The sequence below is a fragment of the Marinactinospora thermotolerans DSM 45154 genome, from assembly GCF_900167435.1.
GTDB lineage: Bacteria > Actinomycetota > Actinomycetes > Streptosporangiales > Streptosporangiaceae > Marinactinospora > Marinactinospora thermotolerans.
Map to the genome: position 1 here is coordinate 14,223 of NZ_FUWS01000009.1, position 22,803 is coordinate 37,025.

Genomic DNA, 22,803 nt, shown 5'->3' on the forward strand with positions numbered 1-22,803 from the left:
GTGACCTTTTCCGGCTCATGCCCCCGGACGGGGCGACCGTCCGGCAGAATGACGGCCACCGGCGCCGGTCCGCCGACCGGTCCGGCAGGTCCCGGGATTTATAAAGCGGAGATAACGGCCCGCAAAGCCGCAGGTCATCTTCTGTAAGCCCCGCGCACGCGGGGATGGACCGGCGTTGAGGTGCACACCTCCCCCTCCCCCATCCGTAAGCCCCGCGCACGCGGGGATGGACCGCGACGTACATCGGACCGCCACACACGTCGCACGTAAGCCCCGCGCACGCGGGGATGGACCGCGGCCGTCAGCGGCGACGTGTTCGAGTCCGCGGTAAGCCCCGCGCAGGCGGGGATGGACCGGCTCGCCCGATGACACGCAGGCGAGTTCCTTCGTAAGCCCTGGGCGCGCGGGGGAGTCTTCGGCTGTCTCCGTGAAGATGTTCGCGGGGCGCCTGCTGCCCTCTCATGACGGAAAAGGCCTTTGAAAGCACCGCCCTGAAAAGGACCATCGCAGCCTTTCTACCTGCGCTGATGCATTACCGGCGGACCGCTGCAAAAATGGGGTCTGGAGAGACCAGTAAGACGGCTTTGACCTGCGACTTTACTCTTGGGTCGCTGATCATCCCTAGAGGGATCGCAACAGGGGGAGCGCGTCCGGCCGCTGCCGGATGTGGGACGTCGCTGATCATCCCTGGAGGGACCGCGGCTCCGGTCGTGGGACGGTGCGGGTGGGGCCCGAGTGCGGGAGGTCTCCTGTGCCGTGGTCGGCGGGAGGCATGGTGAAGGGGCCGGGGGTTTCCCGGCCCCTTCGCATGTGATGGGAGGAGCGGCCTCAGCCGGTCCGGCGGCGGGACAGGGCGCTGAGGGCCAGGGCGCCGCCCGTGGCGACGAGGATGCCGACCACCGGCGGCACGAACCAGCCGGCCTCGTTGCTCCACCAGGCCGCCAGCGACGCGACCGCGTAGACCGCGATGACGTCCCAGCGCGCCACCGGCAGGGTGGCGGCGTCGGGCAGCTCGCCGCGCCGGCGCAGCAGGAAGTCGCCGATGATGACACCGCCCAGCGGCGGGATGAGGATGCCCAGCCAGGTGAGGTAGGCGGTGAGGTGGTCGTAGATGCCGGTCACCGCCAGCAGGGTTCCCAGCACGACGCACACGAGCACCCAGGGCTTGCGGGAGCGGGTGTTGAAGATCTCCGCCCCCGCGACTCCCACGGCGTACGCGGCGTTGTCATTCGTGGTCCAGATGTTCGCGACCAGGAAGACGACCCCCCAGACCACCAGCCCCATCTGGAACAGCACGAGAACGAAGTCGCCCTCGCCGAAGGCGAGGGCGCCGATCGCCCCGCAGAACAGCATGAGGAACTGCCCGCCGAAGAACGCGACGACGCAGGCCCAGAACCCCGCGGAGGGGGTCCGCGCGAAACGCGACCAGTTGGGGGCCTGGGTGCCGCCGGAGGCGAACGTGCCGACGATGACGGTGATCGCCGCCGTGAGGGTCATGCCCTGCGTGGGCTCGACCGCGTTGAGCCCGGCCAGGCCGCCCGTCTCCGCGAACGCCCGCCACGTCACCCAGCCCGCGAGGATCAGCAGCAGCGGCACCGACACGACCGACAGCCAGTACATGCCCTTGTAGCCGATGTAGGCGGTGACGCCCATGACCGCGCCGGCCGCCACCATGACGAGCTGTCCGGGCAGGTCGCCCTCCCAGCCCGCGGCCTGGGCCGTCAGCAGGCCGACCGTGGCGATGGAGACGCCGTACCAGCCGATCTGGGTTCCGCCGAGCAGCAGCGACGCCAGCTTCGCGCCGCCGGTGCCCAGCGAGTAGCGCGACATCATGACGGTGGTCAGGTTGGTGCGCGCCCCGATCCAGCCGATCACGCCGACGTAGAGCCCCAGCACGAGCGAGCCGAGCAGGAGCACGCCCACGAGCGGGCCGAACCGGAAGGCCGCGCCCACCTGCGCGCCCGCCAGCATCGTCGGCGTGAACAGGGTGAACCCGACCAGGACGACGCTGAGCGACAACAGCGACTTGCGCGCGTGGACGGGGACCGGCTCGACCGGGTAGTCGGGGTCGACGGTCTCCTCCGGCGCGGTGGCGGTCATTCGCCGTCCTCGCCGATGTCCTCATTCCACAGGGCCGGGTTGGCGGCGATGAAGTCCGACATCATCCGCACGCAGCCCGGGTCGTCCAGCAGCACGACCTCGACGCCGTTCTCGGCGAGCCATTCGTGGCCGCCGCTGAAGGTGCGGGCCTCGCCGATGACCAGGCGGGAGATCCCGAACTGGCGGACCAGGCCGCTGCAGTACCAGCACGGCGACAGGGTGGTGACCATGGTGGTGCCGGCGTAGGAGCGCTGCCGTCCGGCGTTGCGGAACGCGGCGGTCTCGCCGTGCACGGACGGGTCGTCGTCCTGCACCCTGCGGTTGTGGCCGCGGCCGAGGACCTCGCCGTCGCGGCCGATGAGCGCCGCGCCGATGGGGATGCCCCCGCCGGCCAGGCCCGCCTCGGCCTCCTCGACGGCGATCTGCAACCACTGCGCGTACCGCGCGGAATCGGACATGGAAGCCCCCATTCGACGGTGGGATGGAAGAACGTGTGGCCTCCGTGCGACGAGGAGACCACCCCGCCGGCGCGAGGGCAACAGGGCGAATCGGGCGCGAGTCCCGAACGGCCTCGAAGACTCTATACGTATGTCCAGGTCAGATGGACGGTCGGGGGTGTGTTCCCGGACACGCGCGAGGCCGTCACCCACAGCGGTGACGGCCTCGCGCGTGAAGAACGGTCTAGCGGCGGGCGGGGCTGATCCCCAGCTGCAGGCCCGACAGGCCGCGCGGCTTGCCCACCAGCTCGCCGGCGATCGTGCGCAGCACCTTGGCCGCCTCGGAGTCGGGCTGGTCCAGCACCAGCGGCTTCCCCTCGTCGCCGCCCTCGCGCAGCGCCATCTCCAGCGGCACCTGGCCCAGCAGCGGGACGTTGGCGCCCAACGCCTTGGTGAGGCCGTCGGCCACGGCCTGGCCGCCGCCCTCGCCGAACAGGTAGGTGCGCTCCTGGCTGCCGGGGGCGACGAAGTAGGACATGTTCTCGATGACGCCGGCCACCCGCTGGTGGGTCTGCGCGGAGATGGCGCCGGCGCGCTCGGCGACCTCGGCCGCGGCGAGCTGCGGGGTGGTCACCACGAGGATCTCGGCGCCCGGCAGGAGCTGGGCGACGGAGATGGCGATGTCGCCGGTGCCCGGGGGCAGGTCCATCAGCAGCACGTCGAGGTCGCCCCAGAAGACGTCGGCGAGGAACTGCTGCAACGCGCGGTGCAGCATGGGGCCGCGCCACACGACGGGCTGGTTGCCCTGGGTGAACATCCCGACGGAGATGACCTTGATGTCGTGCGCGGTCGGGGGCAGGATCATGTCCTCGACCTTGGTGGGACGGTCGGAGACGCCCAGCATCCGCGGCACGGAGTGGCCGTAGATGTCGGCGTCGACGACGCCGACCTTGTGGCCCTGGGCGGCCATGGCCGCGGCGAGGTTCACCGTCACCGACGACTTGCCGACCCCGCCCTTGCCGGACGCGACCGCGAACACCTTGGTCAGCGAGCTCGGCTTGGCGAAGGGGATCTCCTTCTCGGCCTGCCCGCCGCGCAGCTTGGTCTGGAGGGCCTTGCGCTGCTCGTCGCTCATGACGTCGAGCTCCACCGCGACCCGGGAGACACCGGGGACCTTGGCGACGGCCTCGGACACGTCCTTTTCGATGCGTCCCCGCATGGGACAACCGGCCACCGTCAGGAAGACGCCGACCTTCACGACGCCGTCGTCGCCGATCTCGACGCTCTTGACCATGTCGAGGTCGGTGATGGGACGGCGGATCTCGGGGTCCTGGACCGTTGCCAGGGCCGCGTTCACCTGCTCGGTGGTGGGTGTGGAGGACATGTACTCAATGGTACGAAAGTCGGGGCGGCCCGTGGGCCGCAGACCCGCGCGCGAGGGCGCGTTCCCGCGCGCAACAGGCGTATTCCCGATGGGGCACCGGGGAAGGTCCACAGTTCCCGCCCTGCTCCGGGGCAGGTGGGAGCGCTGCCGGGGCGGTGTGCCACGTGGCGGCCCGTTGCGTCCGGCGCCTTAACACGGTCGATACACCACCGGCTAGTAACCTCGGCAGCGATGGGAAACGTGTCACCACCGCCGGGTTCGTCCTGGGCGTCCGGAGCCGAAGGGCCCGATCGTCCGGAGTTCGAGCCGTCCTCCCCGGCCTGGGCGTGGCCGCCCGGAGCCGAGGGGGACCCGGTGTGGGCGTGGCCGCCCCCGCCGGCCGCGCGGGTGCGCCGTTCCCGGGTGGTGTCCGTGCCGCCCGGCACCCCGTACCACCGTCTCGCCCGCACCGCCCGCTTCCGCTGGTGGGTGCCGCCGCTGGCCGTCGTCGCGGCGGTCGCGCTGTATCTCCTCGTCCAGATCCCGCTGGTGCTCGCGGCCAAACTGGTCGCGGTCGTCGCCGGGGCGCCGTTGGACGTGACGGTCTTCTTCGGCTCGGAGGTCCCCGACCTCGCCGTCGAACTCGTCCTGCTGGCGGCCATGATCCCGGTGGTCATGTTCATCGCCCGGTTCGTCCAGTGGCGCCCGGTCGGGACGCTGTCCTCGGTCGAGGGCAGGCTGCGGGTGAGGTGGCTGCTGACGTGTTCGCTGGTGGCGCTCCTCGTCGTCGGGGTGATGGTGCCCGCCCGCTTCGGGCTGTACCTGGCGACCGGTGTCAGCGGCCCGCTGGTCGGCGAGTGGGTGGGACCGCGGCTGTTCCTCGGCGCGCTGCTGGTGGTCGTGCTTCTGGTGCCCTTCCAGGCGGCGGCCGAGGAGTACGCGCTGCGCGGTTTCGTGATGCAGGCGGTCGGCTCCTACGGGGCTCCCGGACCCGGGGGAGGCCCCCTCACCCGCCTGCTGCGGTCCCCGCTGCCCGCGATCCTGGTCAGCGGCGGGGTGTTCGCCCTGTTGCACACCTACAGCGCCTGGGCGCTGGCCGAGGTGCTGTGCTTCGGCGTCGCCATGGCCTGGCTGGCCTGGTACACCGGGGGGCTGGAGGCGCCGATCGCGCTGCACGTGCTGCACAATCTCGCGGCCATGGGCATCTCGGCTTATGAGGGCACGCTCGGCGCCAGCGGCGGCTCGGGGAGCTGGCAGAGCCTGGCCGGCACCGTGGCCCAGCTCGTCGTGTACTGCCTGGTGGTGGTGTGGCTGGCCCGCCGCGCCGGGCTGCGGCGCGTGGTTCCCGGTTCCGCCCCCGCGCCCGACCCCGCCTGTTCGCCCGCCCCCGACCCCGGATCGCCCGGCTGGGCGCTGCGCCCGGCCGCCTCCGAGACCGAGGAGCGGCGGGACCACCGGCACCGTTACGGCGGCTGACCGGCGGGGACGTGTTTTCCCGTCGGACCGTCCGGGTATCACCTCCCTCGATCATGAAGGCTGACCCGTCGTGTCCCCGATGTGGCCACGCCGTACACCCGCCCAGCGTGTGGACGAGCGCGTGGCACTGTCCCCTGCACGGCCCCGTGGCGCCGTTGCAGCCCGTTCGCCGGCCCGGGGCCGAGTCGCTGGAACTCGTCCTGTCGGCCGCGCAGGTTCCCGTGTGGGTGCCGTGGCCGCTGCCCAGCGGCTGGGTCATCACCGGTTTCGCCGAGGCCGGTGACGAGCGCAGCGGTTCGCTGGCCGTCGCGGTCGCGTTGTCCGGCCCCGCTCCGTTGGGCGGGGTGGGCGAGCTCCTGATCGTCGCCGAGGACCCCGGTATCGGGCTGGGCGCCCGGCTGGCCGGGCTGGAGGGCCCCGATCCCGGCGACGGGTTCGACTCCGGTCCTCCCCACGATCACGTCCGCCACGACGGGCACGAGATCGCCCTGTGGAGCGTCGACGCGGGCAAGGAGTGCGCGGTCTACGTCGGCGAGGCCATGGCCAGCTGGATGTGGTTCCTGCTCGCCCCCTCCGACACCGGGCTCATGATGTGCGAGCTGTCCACGGTGCGCGACCTGCGCGACCGGCGTGACGGGGGAGCGGCGCTCGAACCCCCCTTCGGCGCCCTGTCGCCCTTCCTCGACGGACGGCTGCGCCCGATGAATCCCTGAAATCCGGCCCCTCCCCGCGGCCGCGCCCCCTCCCTACAATCGTTGCGATGCGCATCGATCTGCACTCCCACAGTTCCGTCTCCGACGGCACCGACGCGCCGGCCGAGGTCATCGAGTACGCCGTCGCGGCCGGCCTGGACGTCCTCGCCCTCACCGACCACGACACCGTGGCCGGGATCCCCGACGCCGCAGGGAACCTGCCCCCGGGGTTCACGCTCGTCCCCGGCATGGAGCTGTCCTGCGCCCACCAGGGCTCCTCGGTCCACCTGCTGGCCTACCTCTTCGACGCCCGCCACCCCGGGCTGGCCGCCGAACTCGTCCGCATCCGCGACGATCGGGTGAGCCGCGCGCGCGGCATGGTGGAGCTGCTGCGGGAGGCCGGGGTCGGGGTCACCTGGGAACGGGTGCGCGAGATCGCCGGCGACATCGACGGCGACGACGTCGTCGGCCGGCCGCACATCGCCCGCGCCATCGTCGAGGCCGGCGCCGCCGACAGCGTCCAGGACGCCTTCGACCGCTGGATCGGCTCCGGAGGCCCCGCCTACGTCGCGCGTTACGCCCTGGACCCCGTGCGAGCCGTGCGGCTGGTGCGCGAGGCCGGAGGCGTGTGCGCGCTCGCCCACCCCGCCCGCGGCGAGGGCGCCTTGACCGGGGCCGTCCCCGACGACCTGGTGGAGCGCATGGCCGCGGCCGGGCTCGGCGCGATCGAGGCCGACCACCCCTCCCACGACGAGGCCGAGCGCGCCCGCTGGCGGGCCCGCGCGGCGGAGCTGGGGCTCGTGGTCACCGGGTCCAGCGACGACCATGGCGACCTGACCGGGCACCGGCTGGGGCGGTGCACCACCGACCCGGACGCCTACGCCGAGCTGATCGCGCCGGCCACCGGCGCCACGCCCGTCGTGGGCTGATCCGCGGCCCCGGTCCCGACGCCCGCGGTCGGCGATTCAGTGACTTATCCGGACTTTACGAAACGGGCACGACGCTGATGTGCCGCGAACCGGACGGTACACATCTACACAGCGGGGCCGCGACAATAGGCCCGCACAACGTCATAGTCAGACGGAATCGAAGGGTCGGCACCGTGTTCTGGAAGCGGAAGGACAAGAAGAAGGCCGAGCAGGCTGAGGAGGTCACCGGCACGGGCGGCACCGAGACGGAGACCGTCGAGGAGGCGGGCGACGAGGAGAAGACCCCCGACACCGCCGCAACGGCCGACTCCACCGACAGCGCGAAGGAGACGGCGGAGAAGGACGCCCCCGCCATCCAGCGCGTCGAGATCCCCGGAAAGCTGGAGGTGGACGGCGAGGAGCACGACGTCCTCACCAACACCTGGATCGTCCCGGCCGACGACGAGGGCGTCATCGTGATCGACCCGGCCGACGACGCCGAGGCGATCCTCGAAGCCGTCGGTGACCGCGAGATCTACCTCGTGGCCTGCACCAACGGCTACGCCCCGCACATCGCCGGCGCCGTGGCCGTCGCCGAACGCGACGAGGCCCCCATCGCCCTGCACGCCCGCGAACTGCGCGCGTGGCGCAAGCTCCACGGGATCGAGCGCAAGCCCGACTGGGAGGTCGAGGGCGGCGGCGTGCTCGACGTCGGCGACCTGGAGGTGGAGATCCTGCCGACCCCGGGCACCGCGCCCGGATCGGTCTCCTACTACATCGCCTCGCTCGGCGTCGTCTTCAGCGGCGACACCCTGGTCGCGGGCAACCTGGGCACCGTGGGCGGCGGCTACGTCGACTACACCCGCCAGCTCGCCTCGGTGGGCGAGATCCTGCTGTCACTCCCCCCGAAGACCCGCGTGCTGCCCTCCAGCGGCGAGGAGACCACGGTCGCGGCCGAGTCGGAGAACTTCGACAGCTGGGTCGCCGGCGACTGACGGCCCCACGGCCGTCCCAGGGCGAGGGGCGGCCGTGGCGGGCCGGGTCACGGCTTGCGGGTCTTCTCCACCGAGTTCCAGAAGTCGGTCAGGGCGCTCGCGGTCGTCTCGGGCGCCTCGACGTTGGGGGAGTGCGCGGCCCCGGGCACGACGACGCGCTGGGCCTTCAGACGCTCGGCCATGTCCGACTGGACCTGCGGCGGCCAGGCGTCGTCGTTCTCGCCGTAGAGCACGAGCTTGGGCAGGTCGACGGCGGCGAGCTCGCCCGTGCGGTCGGCCGCGCTGGTCACCTCGTGCGCCATGCGCACCAGGCCGATCGGGGAGTTGGCGAGCATGCGGTCGCGCAGGAAGGCGTACAGCTCCTCGGTGGGGACGCTGGAACGCGCCTGGCTGTCGAAGTGCTCCCACCATATGGCGGCGAGCACCTCCGAGGTGGGGGAGTCGCCGAGCAGCGCCATGAGCGCCCGCGCGTTGGCCGCGGAGGTGCCGGCGATCCCGCTGGGCCCCGACCCCATCGCGGTGTAGGAGAGCAGCGGGACCTCGCCCGAGAGCACGGTCTCGCGGGTCACCAGGCCGCCGAAGGAGTGCCCGAGGAGGTGGACCGGGCCCTCGTCCAGGGCCCGGATCAGATCGGTGACGCACCGCCCCAGCGCCGCGCAGGTGTAGGCGGCGGGGTCCTCGGGGCCGGGCGACTCGTACTGGCCGGGCAGGTCGATCGCGTACACCCGCCGCCCGGCCTGGGCGAGCGTCTGCAGCAGCGCGATGAAGTCCTCTTTGCTGCCGGTGAACCCCGGGACGAGGACGGCGGCCTGGAACTCACAGCCGCCGGCGGCCGGGACCGCCGCCAGGGCAGCGATCGGGCCGTCCGGGGTCGCGACGTCCATCCGCCGCACTCCGGGCGGCAGGTCCAGAAACCGAGGCGTACTCACGACGATTCACCCTAGACGATCGATGGCCACGGGGGGCCGTGGGCGACCGGGGGAAGAACCTCCGGCCGTCCCGCCCGTCCGGGGTCAGTCCTGGTCGTTGCGGACCTCGACGCCGCTGCGGGTGCGCCGGCGGCGCCGGACCCGACGCGGACGTTCGGCCTCGTTGTCCCCTGGGGTGGGCTCGGCCGCCGCGGGGGAGTCGGCGGGACGCTCCGCGCCGGAGCCGCCACGGGTGCGCCGCCGGTTACGGGAGCGGCCCCGGCGCGGGGACTCCTCCGCGCGGTCGCGGCGGGGACGCCCGGTGTCGCCGATGTCCTCGACCTCCTCGGCCTCCAGCCCCGCGCGCTCGCGCCGCTCCTTGGCCAGCGTCCCCTTGGTCCCGGCGGGGATGCGCAGGTCCGAGAAGAAGTGGTCGGAGGTGGAGTAGGTCTCGGCCGGATCGCCGAAGGACAGCCCCAGGGCGTTGTTGATCAGCTTCCAGCGCGCGATCTCGCGCCAGTCGATGAACGACACCGCGGTCCCCGAGCGGCCGGCGCGGCCGGTGCGGCCGATCCGGTGGGTGTAGGTCTTCTCGTCGTCGGGACACTCGTAGTTGACCACGTGGGTGACGTCGTCGACGTCCAGCCCGCGCGCCGCGACGTCGGTGGCGACCAGGACGTCGATCTTGCCGTTGCGGAACGCGCGCAACGCCCGCTCGCGCTGGCTCTGCCCGAGGTCGCCGTGGACGGCCGCGGCGGCGAACCCGCGTTCCTTCAGCGTCGAGGCGACCTGGTCGCACACGCGCTTGGTCTGGCAGAACACCATGGTCAGGCCGCGGCCCTCGGCCTGGAGCAGCCGGGCGAGCATCTCCGGCTTGTCCATCTGGTGGGTGCGGTAGACGTACTGGTCGATGCCGCCGGTGCGGCGCCCCTCGGGCTCGTCGTCGTCGCCCGCGCGCACGTGGGTGGGGCGGCGCAGGTACTTGCGCGACAGGGCGACGATCTCGCTGGGCATGGTCGCCGAGAACAGCATGATCTGCCGTTCCTGCGGCACCTTGTTCAGGATGCGCTCGATGTCGGGCAGGAAGCCGAGGTCGAGCATCTTGTCGGCCTCGTCGAGCACCAGCGCCGCGGTGCCGTCCAGCACCAGGTGGCCCTGGCCCTCCAGGTCGAGCAGCCGTCCCGGGGTGCCGACGACGACGTCCACGCCGCTCTTGAGACCGGAGATCTGGGGCTCGTAGGCGCGACCGCCGTAGACGGTGACGATGCGGGCGCCGGTGCGCTTGCCGGCGGTGGCGAGGTCGGCGGCGACCTGGATGGCGAGCTCGCGGGTGGGGACCACGACGAGCGCGCGGGGACGCTTGGACGTCCCGGGCGTCTCCTGGCAGCGCTGGAGCAGCGGGATGCCGAAGGCGAACGTCTTGCCGGTGCCGGTGCGGGCCTGGCCGATGATGTCGGTACCGGTCAGCGCCAGGGGGAGGGCGAGGGACTGGATGGGGAAGGGCTCGACGATGCCCTCGGCCTCAAGGGCGTCGGCGATGTCGTCGGCGACGCCGAGATCACGGAATGTCCGCTTGGTCTGTGTGGTGTTCTGTGTGCTGGTCAGGGCTCGTGCCTCCATCTTGGGCGGGCCGCACAGGGTGCTGAATGGCCTGAAACGTGCGCGGACCGTCCCGCCGGCGAGCCGGGCGCCTGGTGTGGACCCCTCAGAAGGGAGGTACGGCGCTGCTCACGCATTCCGGGCCAGCCGGAAGGCGGTGGCGCGGCCTCACGTCCACGGGCGCCGCAGGTGGTGGTCTGCGATCAGCATGCGGGGTCGTCCGCTGGGTTGTCGTCGTGCGCGGCGGCACGCCGCGCTGTGGGTCCCGGGTGTCGGGGGCACCGCGGGGTCGGCCCCGTGCCGGGTTCCGCGACCTTCGCGTGCTCGTGTGCAGCGGGGGACTCCGCGCGGTGACCAGCCGGTGCCGGTCACAGGGCTGAGTCTATCCTGAGGGCTCTGCCGCTGGATATGCCGCTTTTACCGCGAGTCCGGGACGGCCCCCGCGGTCTCATGACAGGCAACGACGCGGCGGCCCCGATTAGTCCCGCCCGCAGGGCTGGACGTCCAGGTGCCCGTGAGCTCCCGGCCGAGGGCGGTGTCGGCCGGCCGATAGGCTGCACCCATGACCAACGGTTCCGCGTCCGGTTCTCCGGCTCCCACCGACGGCTCCCGCGCCAGCGGCGCGGTCCTCGACCTGCTCGGCCTGCTGGCCTACGCCGAGCTCGTGGCCTTCTTCCGGTTGACCGACGACGCCGAACTGGCCCCCACGCTCGTCGACAAGGGCGAGCTCGCCGGGCTCGCCGCCACCGAGTACGGCCACTACCGGATGCTGCGCGACCGGCTGAGGGAACTGGGGGCCGACCCCGAGGAGGCCATGCGCCCCTTCGTCGCCCCGCTGGACGCCTGGCACGCCCGGACCGAGCCGCAGGACTGGCTGGAGAGCCTGGTGAAGGCCTACGTCGGCGACGGCATCGCCGGCGACTTCTACCGCCAGGTCGCCGAGCTCACCGACGCCCAGACCCGCGACCTCGTGCACGGCGTCCTGTCGGAGGCCGGCCGCGCGGAGTTCGTCGCCGCGAAGGTCCGCGCCGCCGTCGCCGACGACCCCAAGCTGGCCGGCCGGCTCGCGCTGTGGGCCAGGCGCCTGGTGGGCGAGGCGCTCAGCCAGGCCCAGCGCGTCGCCACCGAGCGGCCCGAACTGGCCGCGCTGCTGGCGGCCGAGGACGAGACGGACTCGCACAGCGACCTGGCGTCGGTCAGCAGGGTCTTCGCCCGGATCACCGACGCCCACGCCGCGCGGGTCAAGGCGATGGGCCTGTCCGCCTGAGACGGGCCGGCGGGAATTCCAGCACCCCCGGCGGTGTTGACCCCTTCAGAGGCCGCGAGGCGCCACGGACGGGACGGCCCCGCGCGGTACCCGCACCCGGTGCTGTCCGATCCGTCACACCGCCCTTGGCACCACGGGTTCCGATATATAGTCGGCTCCGTTCCCTCCGGCCACGTCCGCTTCGAGGTTCCTCACAATGTCTTGTGGGTCCGTCGCCGAGCGTCCGCCGCTTCGGCCTCCGCGGGAATCCGGTCCGGCGACCGGCTTTCCGGCCCTCAGGACCGACATCGGTCCCCCGCCGCGCCTCGCGGTCCGGTGCCGCGCCCCGCGTCGCCGCCCCGCCGCCCGAGGCGGCCACGGCCCTCTCCCCCGACCCGGGGGACACCCGGGTCCACCGTTTCGGCCCGCCCTCCCCTCAAGGACCGAGGCCGGCGGACGGACGGGCCCGCCCACGTTCGCCGATCCCCGAGTGGCGGGGGAACGGGGATTCGTCCGCTAAGTTGGTTGCGCTCTCGGCGGGACCGCCGAGTGCCGCGTTTTCGGCGATCCGCGAGGTGATCACGGGGACCCGCCCGCCGGGCGTACTCTGAGCCGTATCTGGAGTGTGCCCGCCGCGTGTCCCCGCGTGAGTGCAGCGGAGCACATCGGGCGGCGCGATCGACGCGCCCGACCCGTTCGAACGAATCAGGGGACCCGCCCCGTGACCAAAAACGCGGCCGTCAAGGTGCCGCGAGAAAGGAAGAGCACATGAGGAGCGGCCGGCATGGGGCGGCGCGTCCACCGCTCAGCGTCGTGATCTACCAGGATCGCGTCGACTTCTCCCTCTTCGCCGTGCTGGCGGTCATCACTCTGGTCGTCATGATCCTCAGTGGTGTGACCAGCCTGGCCTTCTGGTTGTCCTTCCTCGGACTGCTCACGCTCATCGTGCTCGTGGTCCGACGCATCGACCGGCTGTCCCGGGACGAGGTCAACGCCGAGGAGTTCCTGTAGGCCCCCACCACGCCCTCCCGGGGACATAAGCCGAGGGCGGAGCCCCTGGCCCCGCCCTCATCGATCTCGCGCCCTCGACGCGGTCGCCCCGACCGTCCGGGCCGTCACTCCCGGGTGAGGTCCCAGCCGCTGATCCCCCGCCACGCCAGCCGGGCGATGAGCTGCTCGGCCGCCTCCTTGGGGATCGTTCCGTACTTGCTCAGCCAGTAGCGGGCGCTGGTCTCGGCCAGGCCGACCAGACCGACGCTGAGCAGGTGCGCCTCGTCGTCGGAGATGCTGGTGTCCTGCCGGATGACGGCGCCGATCAGGTCCGCGCACTGCAAGAGCGTCTGCTCGGTCTTCTCCCGGACCGCGGGCAGGTTGCGCAGGTCCGACTCGAACACGAGCCGGAACGCCTCGCCCTCGCCCGCGACGAAGTCGAAGTAGGCCCGGAAACTGGCGATGACGCGCTGGCGGTTGTCGTCGGTGGACTCCAACGCCTCGCGCTGCTTCTCCACGAGCGCCTCGGAGTGCTGCTCCAAAAGGGCGAGGTAGAGTTCCAGCTTGCCCGGGAAGTGCTGGTAGAGGACCGGCTTGCTCACTCCGGCGCGCTCGGCGATCTCGTCCATCGCCGCGGCGTGGTAGCCCTGGGCGACGAAGACCTCTTGGGCCGCGGCCAGCAACTGGCGGCGGCGCGCGACCCGAGGCAGCCGGGTTCCCCTCGGACGGGCGTCTGAAGGAGCTGTCACACCCACACTCTCCGAACTGGTCGCACGGCGCGGGCCGGGCCGCGCACGCTCCTGTCGAACATGGCCGGGTACGGGACGGGACGTCGCGAACCAGGCGCATATCGCACCATCCTACTCGGCCGTAGGTTCCGCTGGAGTCGCGGAACCCACGGCCTTCGGGACGCAACCCCTGGTCAGCGGTAGTCGTCCTCGTCGAGCTGGACCTCGATGGCCTGCTCCACGGCGTCCCCCTCGGAGACCTCGCGGTCGGCCTCGGCCGAGGCCCGGTCGAGCCAGTCGCCCTCCTCGTCGCCGAGGGAGGCGCGCTGTTCGGCGGCGTCGGCCTCGGGGGCCTCGACCGAGGACTCCTCGAGGGGTTCGTCGGGGCGAGAGGCGGGCGTCCGCTGCGGATCAGACGTCACAAGAGGCTCCCTGGTCGATTACTGAACGTCCCTCCTACGCTACTCCGCCCCTCCCCGGCCCATGTCAAGGGTGGGTGGGGGTTCGGTCGGAGGTGAGCAAGGAAGCACTTCACGGGCCGACCGGGTGGGGATCCCGGGGCGGGAATGCGAAACCCCACCGCGTAGGTTGGGTAAGGAAAGACCGATCGCGTCCCCCGCGCGTCGCCGGGGGCCGTGGCGACATCACCATTTTGAGGAGCTACCGTGTCGCTGCCGCCGCTGGTCGAACCAGCCGACGAGCTCACCGTCGAGGAGGTGCGCCGCTACTCTCGCCATCTGATCATCCCCGACGTTGGCATGGACGGCCAGAAGCGTCTGAAGAACGCCAAGGTCCTGGTCGTGGGCGCCGGCGGGCTGGGTTCCCCCGCGCTGCTCTACCTCGCCGCCGCGGGTGTGGGCACCCTCGGCATCATCGACTTCGACGTCGTGGACGAGTCCAACCTCCAGCGTCAGGTCATCCACGGCCAAAGCGACGTGGGCCGGTCCAAGGCGGAGTCGGCCCGTGACTCCATCCGGGAGATCAACCCGCTCGTCGAGGTCGTGCTGCACGAGGAGCGCCTGGACACCGACAACGTCTTCCGGATCTTCGAGCCCTACGACCTCATCGTCGACGGTACGGACAACTTCGCGACCCGCTACCTGGTCAACGACGCCTGCGTCCTGCTCGGCAAGCCCTACGTGTGGGGCTCCATCTACCGCTTCGACGGCCAGGCGTCGGTGTTCTGGGCCGAGCACGGTCCCTGCTACCGCTGCCTGTACCCCGAGCCGCCGCCGCCGGGCATGGTCCCCTCCTGCGCCGAGGGCGGCGTGCTGGGCGTGCTGTGCGCCTCGATCGGCTCCATCCAGGTCAACGAGGCCATCAAGCTGCTCGCCGGATTCGGCGACCCGCTCGTGGGCCGGCTGATGATCTATGACGCCCTGGAGATGAACTACCGCTCGGTGAAGGTCCGCAAGGACCCCGAGTGCCCGCTGTGCGGCAAGAACCCGACGATCACCGAGCTGATCGACTACGAGGCGTTCTGCGGCACGATCTCGCAGGAGGCGCAGGACGCCGCCGCGGGCTCCACCATCACCGCGGGCGAGCTCAAGGAGATGATGGACCGGGGCGAGGACTTCTACCTCGTGGACGTCCGCGAGAAGAACGAGTACGAGATCGTCAACATCCCCGGCGCCGTCCTCATCCCCAAGGGGGAGTTCCTCAACGGCGAGGCGTTCGCCAAGCTCCCGCAGGACAAGAAGATCGTCCTGCACTGCAAGTCCGGCGCGCGTTCCGCCGAGGCGCTGGCCGCGCTGAAGGGGGCCGGCTTCGCCAACGCGGTGCACGTCGGGGGCGGCGTGCTGGCCTGGGTGAACCAGATCGACCCCAGCCTGCCGACCTACTGACCGGATCGGGAGGGCCTTTCGGCCGTCCTCGACGGGGCCGTCACGCTAGCGCGTGGCGGCCCCGTCGCGTTCCCGGTCCGCGCCGGTTGGGACCCCGCCCGCGCGGGGTAGGTCCGTCGAGAGAGACCGGTACCGACCGGGGAGGTGCGACATGAGGACGAAGGGACGCTGGGAGGACTGGGTCTCCCTGGTCGCGGGGCTGGCCGCGGCCGTCAGCTGGCTCTGGCACGGCATGACCGGGGTGGGCACGGCGGCGATGTTCGTGATCGGCGTGCTCGTCGTCTTGGCCTCGGTCATGTCCATCACCCGCCCGGGCGTCATCGCGACCGAGGGCGCGACCTTGCTGCTGGGGGCGCTGTTGTTCATCACCCCGTGGGGGCTGGGCTTCACCGACGTGCCCGCCGCGGCGTGGACCGCCTGGCTGGCGGGGGCGGTGATCGCCGTCGTCGGCCTGGTCGGCCTGCCCCTGAGCACCACGGCGCACCACCGCGCGATCCCGCACTGAGCGCGACGGTCGGAGACGAGACGCCCCCTCCGCGGGCCGGGTCCGCCCGCGCGGAGCCGGTCCCGGGGGCGGGCCGCTAGGGTGGGCCCATGGCCCGGCCCCCCTCCCACCCCGACGACTACGCCGAGCGCGTCCTCGACCTGGTCGAACGCATCCCGTCAGGGCGGGTCATGTCCTACGGCGACGTGGCCGAGTACCTCGGCCAGGGAGGGCCACGCCAGGTGGGGGCGGTCATGTCCGCCTGGGGCGGGGCCGTCCCGTGGTGGCGGGTCATCCGCGCCGACGGCAGCCCGCCGCCCGGGCACGAGGTCCGGGCGCGCGAGCACTACGCGGCCGAGGCCACGCCCCTGCGCCCGAACGGGCGGGTGGACATGCGACGGGCCAGATGGGACGGCGGTGAGCCGTGACGTGCCCGCTTCGTCCTGATCATCTGGTGAACTAGGTGGAGTGAGTTCCTCCCCGTACCGTCTCGTCCGGCGGGCGCGCCCCCCCGCGGCCCCGCCCCCGCTCGACGACGACCAGCGCCGCGTGGTCGACCACCCCTCGGGTCCGCTGCTCGTGCTCGCCGGCCCCGGCACGGGCAAGACGACCACGATCGTCGAGGCCGTCGTCGACCGGATCGAGCGGCGCGCCGTCGACCCCGCGCGGATCCTGGTGCTGACCTTCGGCCGCAAGGCGGCCCAGGAGCTCCGGGAGCGCATCACCGCCCGCCTGGGCCGGACGACGCGCGAACCCCTCGCGATGACCTTCCACGGCTACGCCTACGCGCTGATCCGCCGGGAGTTCCGTCTCGCCGGCGACCAGCCGCCGCGCCTGCTGTCGGGACCCGAACAGCTCATGGAGGTGCGCGAGCTGCTGTCCGGCGAGGTGCTGGACGGCGCCGGGGCGTGGCCCGAACGCCTCCGCCCGGCCCTGGAGACCCGCGGGTTCGCCGAGGAGCTGCGCGACTTCCTCATGCGCGCCGAGGAGCGCGGCCTGGACGCGGACCGCCTCGGTGGGCTCGGCCAGGACCTCCGCCGCGACGACTGGACCGCGGCGGGCGGCTTCCTGGCCCGCTACACCGGCCGCTTCGACGTCGCCCCCGTGCCCACCCTCAACTACGCCGAACTGGTGCGGATCGCCGCCAACCTGCTCACCGACCCGGAGGTACAGGCCAGGGAGCGGGCCGCCCGCGAGATCGTCTTCGTCGACGAGTACCAGGACACCGACCCGGCGCAGGAGGCCCTGCTCCAGGCCCTGGCCGGCGGCGGACGGGACCTGGTGGCGGTGGGCGATCCCGACCAGTCCATCTACGGGTTCCGCGGCGCCGACGTGCGCAACATCCTGGACTTCCCCCGCCGCTTCCCGACGGTCACGGGCGACCCCGCCCCCGTGGTGGCGCTGCGTGTCGGCCGGCGCGGGGGCGCGGCACTGCTCGCCGCCTCGCGCGGCGTCGCCCGCAGGCTCCCCGCCGCGCCCAGCCCCGGAGGCGGACCGGTCAACGCCCACCGCGCCCTCGTCCCGGCGCCGGAGGCGCCCAACGGCGACGTGTCGGTGCTGGTCGCCGAGAGCCCGGCCCAGGAGGCCGCGATCGTCGCCGACACCCTACGCAGGGCCCATCTCGTCGACGGCGTCCCGTGGTCGCGCATGGCCGTCCTGGTGCGTTCGGCCACCCGGCAGGTCCCGACCCTGCGCCGGGCGCTCATGGCCGCGGGCGTGCCGGTCGCCGTCGCGGGGGACGACCTGCCGCTGGCCGTCGAACCCCTGGTCCGGCCGATGCTCCTGCTCATCCGCTGCGCGCTGCGTCCGGCCAGCCTCGACGAGGCGTCCGCCCACGAGCTGCTGAGCAGCGCGTTCGGTGACGCCGACAGTATCGCGCTGCGCAGACTCGGCCGCGCGCTGCGCCAGCTCGAACTCGACTCCGGGGGCCAGCGGCCCGCCGCGGTGCTGCTCGCCGACGCGCTGCGCGACCCCCGTGACCTCGCGACGATCGCCCCCGAGGTGCGCGCGCCGGCCGAGCGCGTCGCCGCCCTGCTCGAACTCGTCCGGGGCCGCACCGCCGCCGGGGCCTCCGCCGAGGAGGTGCTGTGGGCGGTGTGGGAGGCCAGCGGCCTGGCCGACCGGCTGTCACGTGCCAGCCAGGCCGGGGGCCGGCGCGGGGCCGCCGCCGACCGCGACCTCGACTCCGTCGTCGCGCTGTTCGAGAGCGCGGCCCGCTACTGCGACCGACTGCCGCCCGGCACGCCCGAGGGGTTCCTCGACGACCTGGAGGCCCAGGAGATCCCCGCGGACACCCTCGCCGAACAGGCGCCGACCGGCGAGGCCGTGCGCGTCCTCACCGCCCACCGCGCCAAGGGCCTGGAGTGGGACGTCGTGGTCGTCGCCGGGGTGCAGGAGGGCGACTGGCCGGACCTGCGCCTGCGCGGTTCGCTGCTCGGGGTGGAACAGCTCGTCGACACGGTCGCGGGCTTCCCCGAGAACAGCGGCGCGGCCGTCGCCTCGCGGCTGTTGGACGAGGAGCGGCGGCTGTTCTACGTCGCCGTCACCCGGGCCCGCCGCCGTCTCGTCGTCACCGCCGTGGGCGGACAGGACACCGACGAGCGGCCCTCCCGCTTCCTCGCCGAGCTGGGGGCGGGCGAACCTGAACGGGTGACCACGGGCCGGCGCTGGCTGTCGCTGCCCGCGCTCGTCGCCGACCTGCGTTCCGTCGTCACCGACCCCGCGAGCCCCCTGCCGCTGCGCCGGGCCGCGGCCGCGCACCTGGCCCGGCTCGCCGACGAGGGGATACGCGGCGCCGATCCCGGCGGCTGGCACGCCCTCACGGAGTGGTCCGACGACCGCCCCCTCGTCGACGAGGGGTCCACCATCCGCGTCTCCCCGTCCCAGGTCGAGGGGTTCGCCACCTGCGAGCTGCGCTGGCTGCTGGAGAACGCGGTGGGCGCCTCGGCCGCCGAGACCTCCTCGGCGCTGGGCAAGGTCGTGCACGCGGTCGCCGTCCTCGTCGCCGAGGGCGCCGGCCTGGAGGACGTGCACCGCCGCATGGACGCGATCTGGGCCGACCTGGACTTCGGCGGTCCCTGGTACGCGGACAAGATGCGCGAACGCGCCGACGGCATGGTCGCCAAGCTCCTGGCCTGGCACGAGACCAACCCCAGGGAACTCGTCGCGACCGAGGAGGGGTTCAAGGTCGACATCGGCGGCATCGAGATCACCGGCCGCGTCGACCGCCTGGAACGCGACGAGCGGGGACGCGCCGTCATCGTGGACATCAAGACCGGCGGCGGCCGGCCCAAGGACGACGAGCTGGCCCGCCACCCCCAGCTCGGCGTCTACCAGCTCGCCGTGCTCAGGTCGGCGTTCGCCCGGCTCGGCCTGACCGAACCGGGCGGCGCCGAACTCGTCCAGGTCGGTAAGGCGGGCTACGGTGACCGGGTACGCGAACAGCCCCAACGCCCCCTGGACGAGGACCCCGACCCGGCCTGGCCGGAGAAGATGGTGCGCGGCGTCGCCGACGGAATGTCCGGTTCGCGGTTCCAGGCCATCCCCAACCTCAACTGCGACTCTTGCGCGGTGCGGGCCAGCTGCCCGGCGCACAACGAGGGGCGGCGGACCTGAACCCGCGCCACCGCCCCGCCCCCGAACCCCTCGCCCCCACACCCCCGACCACGGACCGGGAGACGATGTCCGACAACGAGACCGAGCCGACCACGGCCCCACGCGGCCGTGACCTCACCCCCGCCGAGCTCGCCCGGCTGCTCGGCCAGCCCGAGCCGACCGCCGAGCAGGCCGCCGTCATCGCCGCGCCGCTCGGCCCCGGCGTCGTCGTCGCCGGCGCGGGCTCCGGCAAGAGCGAGACGATGGCCGCGCGGGTGGTGTGGCTGGTCGCCAACGGCCGGGTCCGCCCCGAGAACGTCCTCGGTCTCACCTTCACCCGCAAGGCCGCCGCGGAACTCGCCGAACGTGTCCGTAAACGGCTGGAACAGCTGCGCGCCACCGAGCAGGTGCCCGCCGAGCTCCTCGACGGCGAGCCCACCGTCTCCACCTACAACGCCTACGCCGCGCGGCTGGTCGGCGACCACGCGCTGCGCGAGGCCGTCGAACCCTCGACGCGGCTCATCAGCCAGGCCCAGACATGGCAGCTCGCCTCGCGCATCGTGTCCTCCTACAACGGGCCGATGGACGCCATCGACGCGACGCCGGCGACGGTCACCGAACGGATGCTGGCCCTGGCCGGCGAGCTCTCCGAGCACCTGCGCGCCCCCGACGACGTGCGTGGCGTCGGCGAGTGGCTGCACGGCCGCGCCGAGACGCTGAAGAGGATCACGGCCAAGACACGTAACGTGCTCGCGACGCAGCGCCGCCGCGAGCAGCTGCTGCCCCTGGTGGAACGCTACGCCCGCGAGAAGGCCGCCCGCGAGGTCATGGACTACGGCGACCAGGTCGCCCTCGCCGCCCGCATCGCCCAGCGCCACGCCGAGGTCGGCATGATCGAGCGCAGCCGCTACCACGTGGTCCTGCTCGACGAGTACCAGGACACCAGCCACGCCCAGCTCGTCCTGTTGCGCGCGCTGTTCGGCGACGGGCACCCGGTGACCGCGGTGGGCGACCCCTGCCAGTCCATCTACGGTTGGCGTGGGGCCAGCTCCGGCAACCTCACCGGCTTTCCCACCGACTTTCCCGAGTCCCCCGGCCGCCCCGCGCCGGTCCGCCAGCTCGCCACCAGCTTCCGCAACGGGGAGCGGGTCCTGGAGGTCGCCAAACGGATCTCCGCCGACCTGCGCGCCGAGGCGTCCTACGTGCCGGTGCTGCACCCGGGACCCGCCCGGCGCGGCCGGGGCGCGGTCACCTGCGCGCTGCTGCCGACCGAGTCCGACGAGGCCGAGTGGATCGCCCGTACCCTCCAGGCCGCCCTGGAGACGCCCGAACGGTTCGCCCCCGACGGGCGGGAGTGGCCCGAGGGGGAGGGACCCCGGCGCGTTAGCCCGGGGGACATCGCGGTCCTGTGCCGCAAACGGTCACAGTTCCCGCTGCTGCGCGAGACGCTGGAGCGGCACGGCATCCCCGTCGAGGTGGTCGGCCTGGGCGGGCTCATGACGGTGCCCGAGGTGCGCGACATCGTCGCGACCCTGCGGGTCCTGCACGATCCGGCCGCGGGCAACGAGCTCGCCCGGCTGCTCACCGGCCCGCGCTGGCGGATCGGCCCCCGCGACCTGGTGGCCCTGGGCGAACGCGCGGCCCGGCTCGCCAGGGAGACCCGGCGCGACCTGCGCGACGGGGAGGACGGGGCCGAGCCGCCGCGCACCGACCTGCTGCGCCAGACCGTCGTGGACCTGACCGCCGAGAGCGGCAGCCTCGTCGACGCCCTGGACGACCTCGGCCCCGCCGACGCCTACTCCGCGACGGGCCACGCCCGGTTGACGGAGCTGGCCGCCGAACTCGCCGCCCTGCGCCGCCTGGTCGCCCAGCCGCTGCCCGACCTCATCGGCGAGGTCGAGCGGGTCCTCGGCCTGGACATCGAGGTCGCCGCGCGGCCGGGGCGCGACCCGATCGCCGCGCGTGCCGACCTGGACGCCTTCATCGACGCCGCGGTCCGGTTCGTCGGCAACAGCGACGATCCGACACTCGGCGCCTTCCTGGCCTTCCTGCGCTCCGCCGAGGACGCCGAGAACGGCCTGGAGCCGGGCGAGCGGGTCGGCGGCGCCGACACGGTCAAGCTCATGACCATGCACGCGGCCAAGGGACTGCAGTGGCCGATCGTGGTCGTCCCCGGTCTGTGCGGGGGCAAGCACCCCCTGTTCCCCGGGAAGCCGCGGGGCAAGGGCGCGTGGATCAACAACGAGCGGCAGCTCCCCTTCCCGCTGCGCGGGGACGCCGCGGGACTGCCCAAGCTCCACGATGTCGACCCCAAGAGCATCACCGCCTTCGTCGAGGCCGACGAGGCGCGCCATCTCATGGAGGAGCGGCGGCTGGCCTATGTCGCGGTCACCCGCGCCTCCTACGCGCTGCTGTGCACCGGACACTGGTGGGGCAGCAGCGGCACCACGCCGCGCGGCCCCTCGATCTTCCTGGAGGAGGTCCGCGCGGTGTGCGAGGCGGGCGCCGGCCGCGTCGCCGAATGGGCGCCGCCGCCCGAGGAGGACGAGACCAACCCCAACCTGGCCGAGGTCGTCCCGGTGTCCTGGCCGCAGACCCCCGCCGACTACGACGGCGCGAGCGCCGAACGCCACCGCGGCATCGTCGCCGGCGCCGAACTCGTCCGGCGGGCCGGGGAGGGCGAGGGGGCCAGGTGGCTGGAGAGCCTGGACCGCGCCCAACTGCCACCGGCCATACGACGCCGCCTGGAGGGGTGGGCGCGTGACACCGAGCTGCTGTTGGCCGAGCACGCCGCGAACGAGCCCTCCGACGGCACCATCCCGGTCGAGCTGCCCGCGCACCTGTCGGTGTCCTCCCTGGTGACCCTCGCCCGCGACCCGGCCGCGCTGGCGCGCCGGATCCGCCGCCCGATGCCCCGCCCGCCCGCCCCGCACACCCGCCGCGGCACCGCGTTCCACGCCTGGTTGGAGCAGCGGTTCGGCCAGGACAGCCTGATCGGCCCCGAGGAGCTGCCGGGCGCCGCTGACGAGACCGCCGGGGGCGACGAGGAGCTGGCGGAGCTGCGTCGATTGTTCGAGGAGAGCGAGTGGGCCGGCCGGGTCCCCCTCGACGTCGAGGTGAGGTTCGAGACGGTCATCGGTGACCGGCTCATCCGGGGCCGGATGGACGCGGTCTTCCACGACAGCGAACGCGACCACTACGACGTCGTGGACTGGAAGACCGGACGCCCGCCCGGCACCGAGCGGGAGCGGCGGGCGGTGGCGGTGCAGCTCGCCGCCTACCGTCTCGCCTGGTCGCGCATTCGCGACGTCCCATTGGAGAACGTGCGCGCCGCGTTCCACTACGTGCGCGCCGGCCTGACGGTCCGGCCCGCCGACCTCCTCGACGCCGAGGGGCTGGCCGCGCTCATCGAGCGGGTCCCCGACGTGGACGCCTGACC

At 73.0% G+C, this 22,803-nt stretch carries 18 protein-coding genes; 11 read left to right on the forward strand and 7 right to left on the reverse strand.

All coding sequences use genetic code 11. The annotated features are described in order from the left end of the window. Positions 1-828: 828 nt before the first annotated feature. The 3 genes from codB to B5D66_RS16255 form a co-directional block, all read right to left on the reverse strand. Complete coding sequence (codB, locus tag B5D66_RS16245) at positions 829-2,100, reverse strand: cytosine permease (RefSeq protein WP_078762610.1); 1,272 nt, start codon at positions 2,098-2,100, stop codon at positions 829-831. Continuing rightward, positions 2,097-2,558 carry a nucleoside deaminase gene (locus B5D66_RS16250; RefSeq protein ID WP_144390171.1) on the reverse strand — a complete coding sequence of 154 codons (462 nt, stop codon included), beginning with the start codon at positions 2,556-2,558 and terminating at the stop codon, positions 2,097-2,099. Before B5D66_RS16250 ends, codB begins: the two co-directional genes overlap by 4 nt. 223 nt (positions 2,559-2,781) lie before the next feature. Next, on the reverse strand, positions 2,782-3,921 hold the full coding sequence (locus B5D66_RS16255; protein ID WP_078762612.1) for an Mrp/NBP35 family ATP-binding protein: 1,140 nt from the start codon (positions 3,919-3,921) through the stop codon (positions 2,782-2,784). A 231-nt stretch (positions 3,922-4,152) separates the two neighbouring features. Here B5D66_RS16255 and B5D66_RS16260 point away from each other — a divergent pair, with 231 nt between their 5' ends. From B5D66_RS16260 to B5D66_RS16275, 4 genes are all read left to right on the forward strand, one after another. Further along, positions 4,153-5,376, forward strand: coding sequence for a CPBP family intramembrane glutamic endopeptidase (locus B5D66_RS16260; protein ID WP_144390172.1), 1,224 nt, complete (start codon positions 4,153-4,155; stop codon positions 5,374-5,376). Between the two features lie 53 nt (positions 5,377-5,429). After that, on the forward strand, positions 5,430-6,089 hold the full coding sequence (locus B5D66_RS16265; protein ID WP_078762614.1) for a DUF6758 family protein: 660 nt from the start codon (positions 5,430-5,432) through the stop codon (positions 6,087-6,089). 47 nt (positions 6,090-6,136) lie between these two features. Further along, positions 6,137-6,997, forward strand: coding sequence for a PHP domain-containing protein (locus B5D66_RS16270; protein WP_078762615.1), 861 nt, complete (start codon positions 6,137-6,139; stop codon positions 6,995-6,997). 173 nt (positions 6,998-7,170) lie between these two features. Continuing rightward, the gene (locus B5D66_RS16275; RefSeq protein ID WP_078762616.1) at positions 7,171-7,971 is read left to right on the forward strand and encodes an MBL fold metallo-hydrolase; all 801 of its coding nucleotides are present in this window, start codon (positions 7,171-7,173) and stop codon (positions 7,969-7,971) included. A gap of 47 nt (positions 7,972-8,018) precedes the next feature. On the opposite strand, the gene B5D66_RS16280 is transcribed toward B5D66_RS16275, so the two are convergent. Beyond that, a complete protein-coding gene (locus B5D66_RS16280; RefSeq protein WP_078762617.1) occupies positions 8,019-8,900 on the reverse strand; it encodes an alpha/beta fold hydrolase in 882 nt (293 codons plus the stop codon). A gap of 84 nt (positions 8,901-8,984) precedes the next feature. Further along, positions 8,985-10,499 (reverse strand): DEAD/DEAH box helicase, encoded by a 1,515-nt coding sequence (locus B5D66_RS16285; protein WP_078762618.1) that lies wholly within the window; start codon positions 10,497-10,499, stop codon positions 8,985-8,987. Between the two features lie 541 nt (positions 10,500-11,040). Here B5D66_RS16285 and B5D66_RS16290 point away from each other — a divergent pair. Both B5D66_RS16290 and B5D66_RS16295 read left to right on the forward strand, forming a co-directional pair. Then, positions 11,041-11,745: a ferritin-like fold-containing protein gene (locus B5D66_RS16290; protein WP_078762619.1), complete on the forward strand. Its 705-nt coding sequence runs from the start codon at positions 11,041-11,043 to the stop codon at positions 11,743-11,745. Between the two features lie 747 nt (positions 11,746-12,492). Then, complete coding sequence (locus B5D66_RS16295) at positions 12,493-12,735, forward strand: hypothetical protein (protein WP_078762620.1); 243 nt, start codon at positions 12,493-12,495, stop codon at positions 12,733-12,735. Positions 12,736-12,839: 104 nt separating this feature from the next. Here B5D66_RS16295 and B5D66_RS16300 read toward each other — a convergent pair whose 3' ends face one another. Both B5D66_RS16300 and B5D66_RS16305 read right to left on the reverse strand, forming a co-directional pair. Further along, positions 12,840-13,463, reverse strand: coding sequence for a TetR/AcrR family transcriptional regulator (locus B5D66_RS16300; protein ID WP_078762621.1), 624 nt, complete (start codon positions 13,461-13,463; stop codon positions 12,840-12,842). A gap of 173 nt (positions 13,464-13,636) precedes the next feature. Next, positions 13,637-13,864, reverse strand: a complete 228-nt coding sequence (locus B5D66_RS16305) for a hypothetical protein (RefSeq protein ID WP_078762622.1) — start codon at positions 13,862-13,864, stop codon at positions 13,637-13,639. A gap of 243 nt (positions 13,865-14,107) precedes the next feature. On the opposite strand from B5D66_RS16305, the gene moeZ reads away from it, so the two are divergent. From moeZ to B5D66_RS16330, 5 genes are all read left to right on the forward strand, one after another. Then, positions 14,108-15,286 carry an adenylyltransferase/sulfurtransferase MoeZ gene (gene moeZ, locus B5D66_RS16310; protein ID WP_078762623.1) on the forward strand — a complete coding sequence of 393 codons (1,179 nt, stop codon included), beginning with the start codon at positions 14,108-14,110 and terminating at the stop codon, positions 15,284-15,286. 151 nt (positions 15,287-15,437) lie between these two features. Next, positions 15,438-15,791, forward strand: a complete 354-nt coding sequence (locus B5D66_RS16315) for an SPW repeat domain-containing protein (RefSeq protein ID WP_144390173.1) — start codon at positions 15,438-15,440, stop codon at positions 15,789-15,791. Between the two features lie 89 nt (positions 15,792-15,880). After that, complete coding sequence (locus B5D66_RS16320) at positions 15,881-16,198, forward strand: MGMT family protein (protein ID WP_078762624.1); 318 nt, start codon at positions 15,881-15,883, stop codon at positions 16,196-16,198. 40 nt (positions 16,199-16,238) lie between these two features. After that, positions 16,239-19,385 carry an ATP-dependent helicase gene (locus tag B5D66_RS16325; protein WP_078762625.1) on the forward strand — a complete coding sequence of 1,049 codons (3,147 nt, stop codon included), beginning with the start codon at positions 16,239-16,241 and terminating at the stop codon, positions 19,383-19,385. Positions 19,386-19,450: 65 nt separating this feature from the next. Next, positions 19,451-22,801, forward strand: coding sequence for an ATP-dependent helicase (locus B5D66_RS16330; RefSeq protein WP_078762816.1), 3,351 nt, complete (start codon positions 19,451-19,453; stop codon positions 22,799-22,801). The last annotated feature ends 2 nt before the right edge of the window (positions 22,802-22,803 follow it).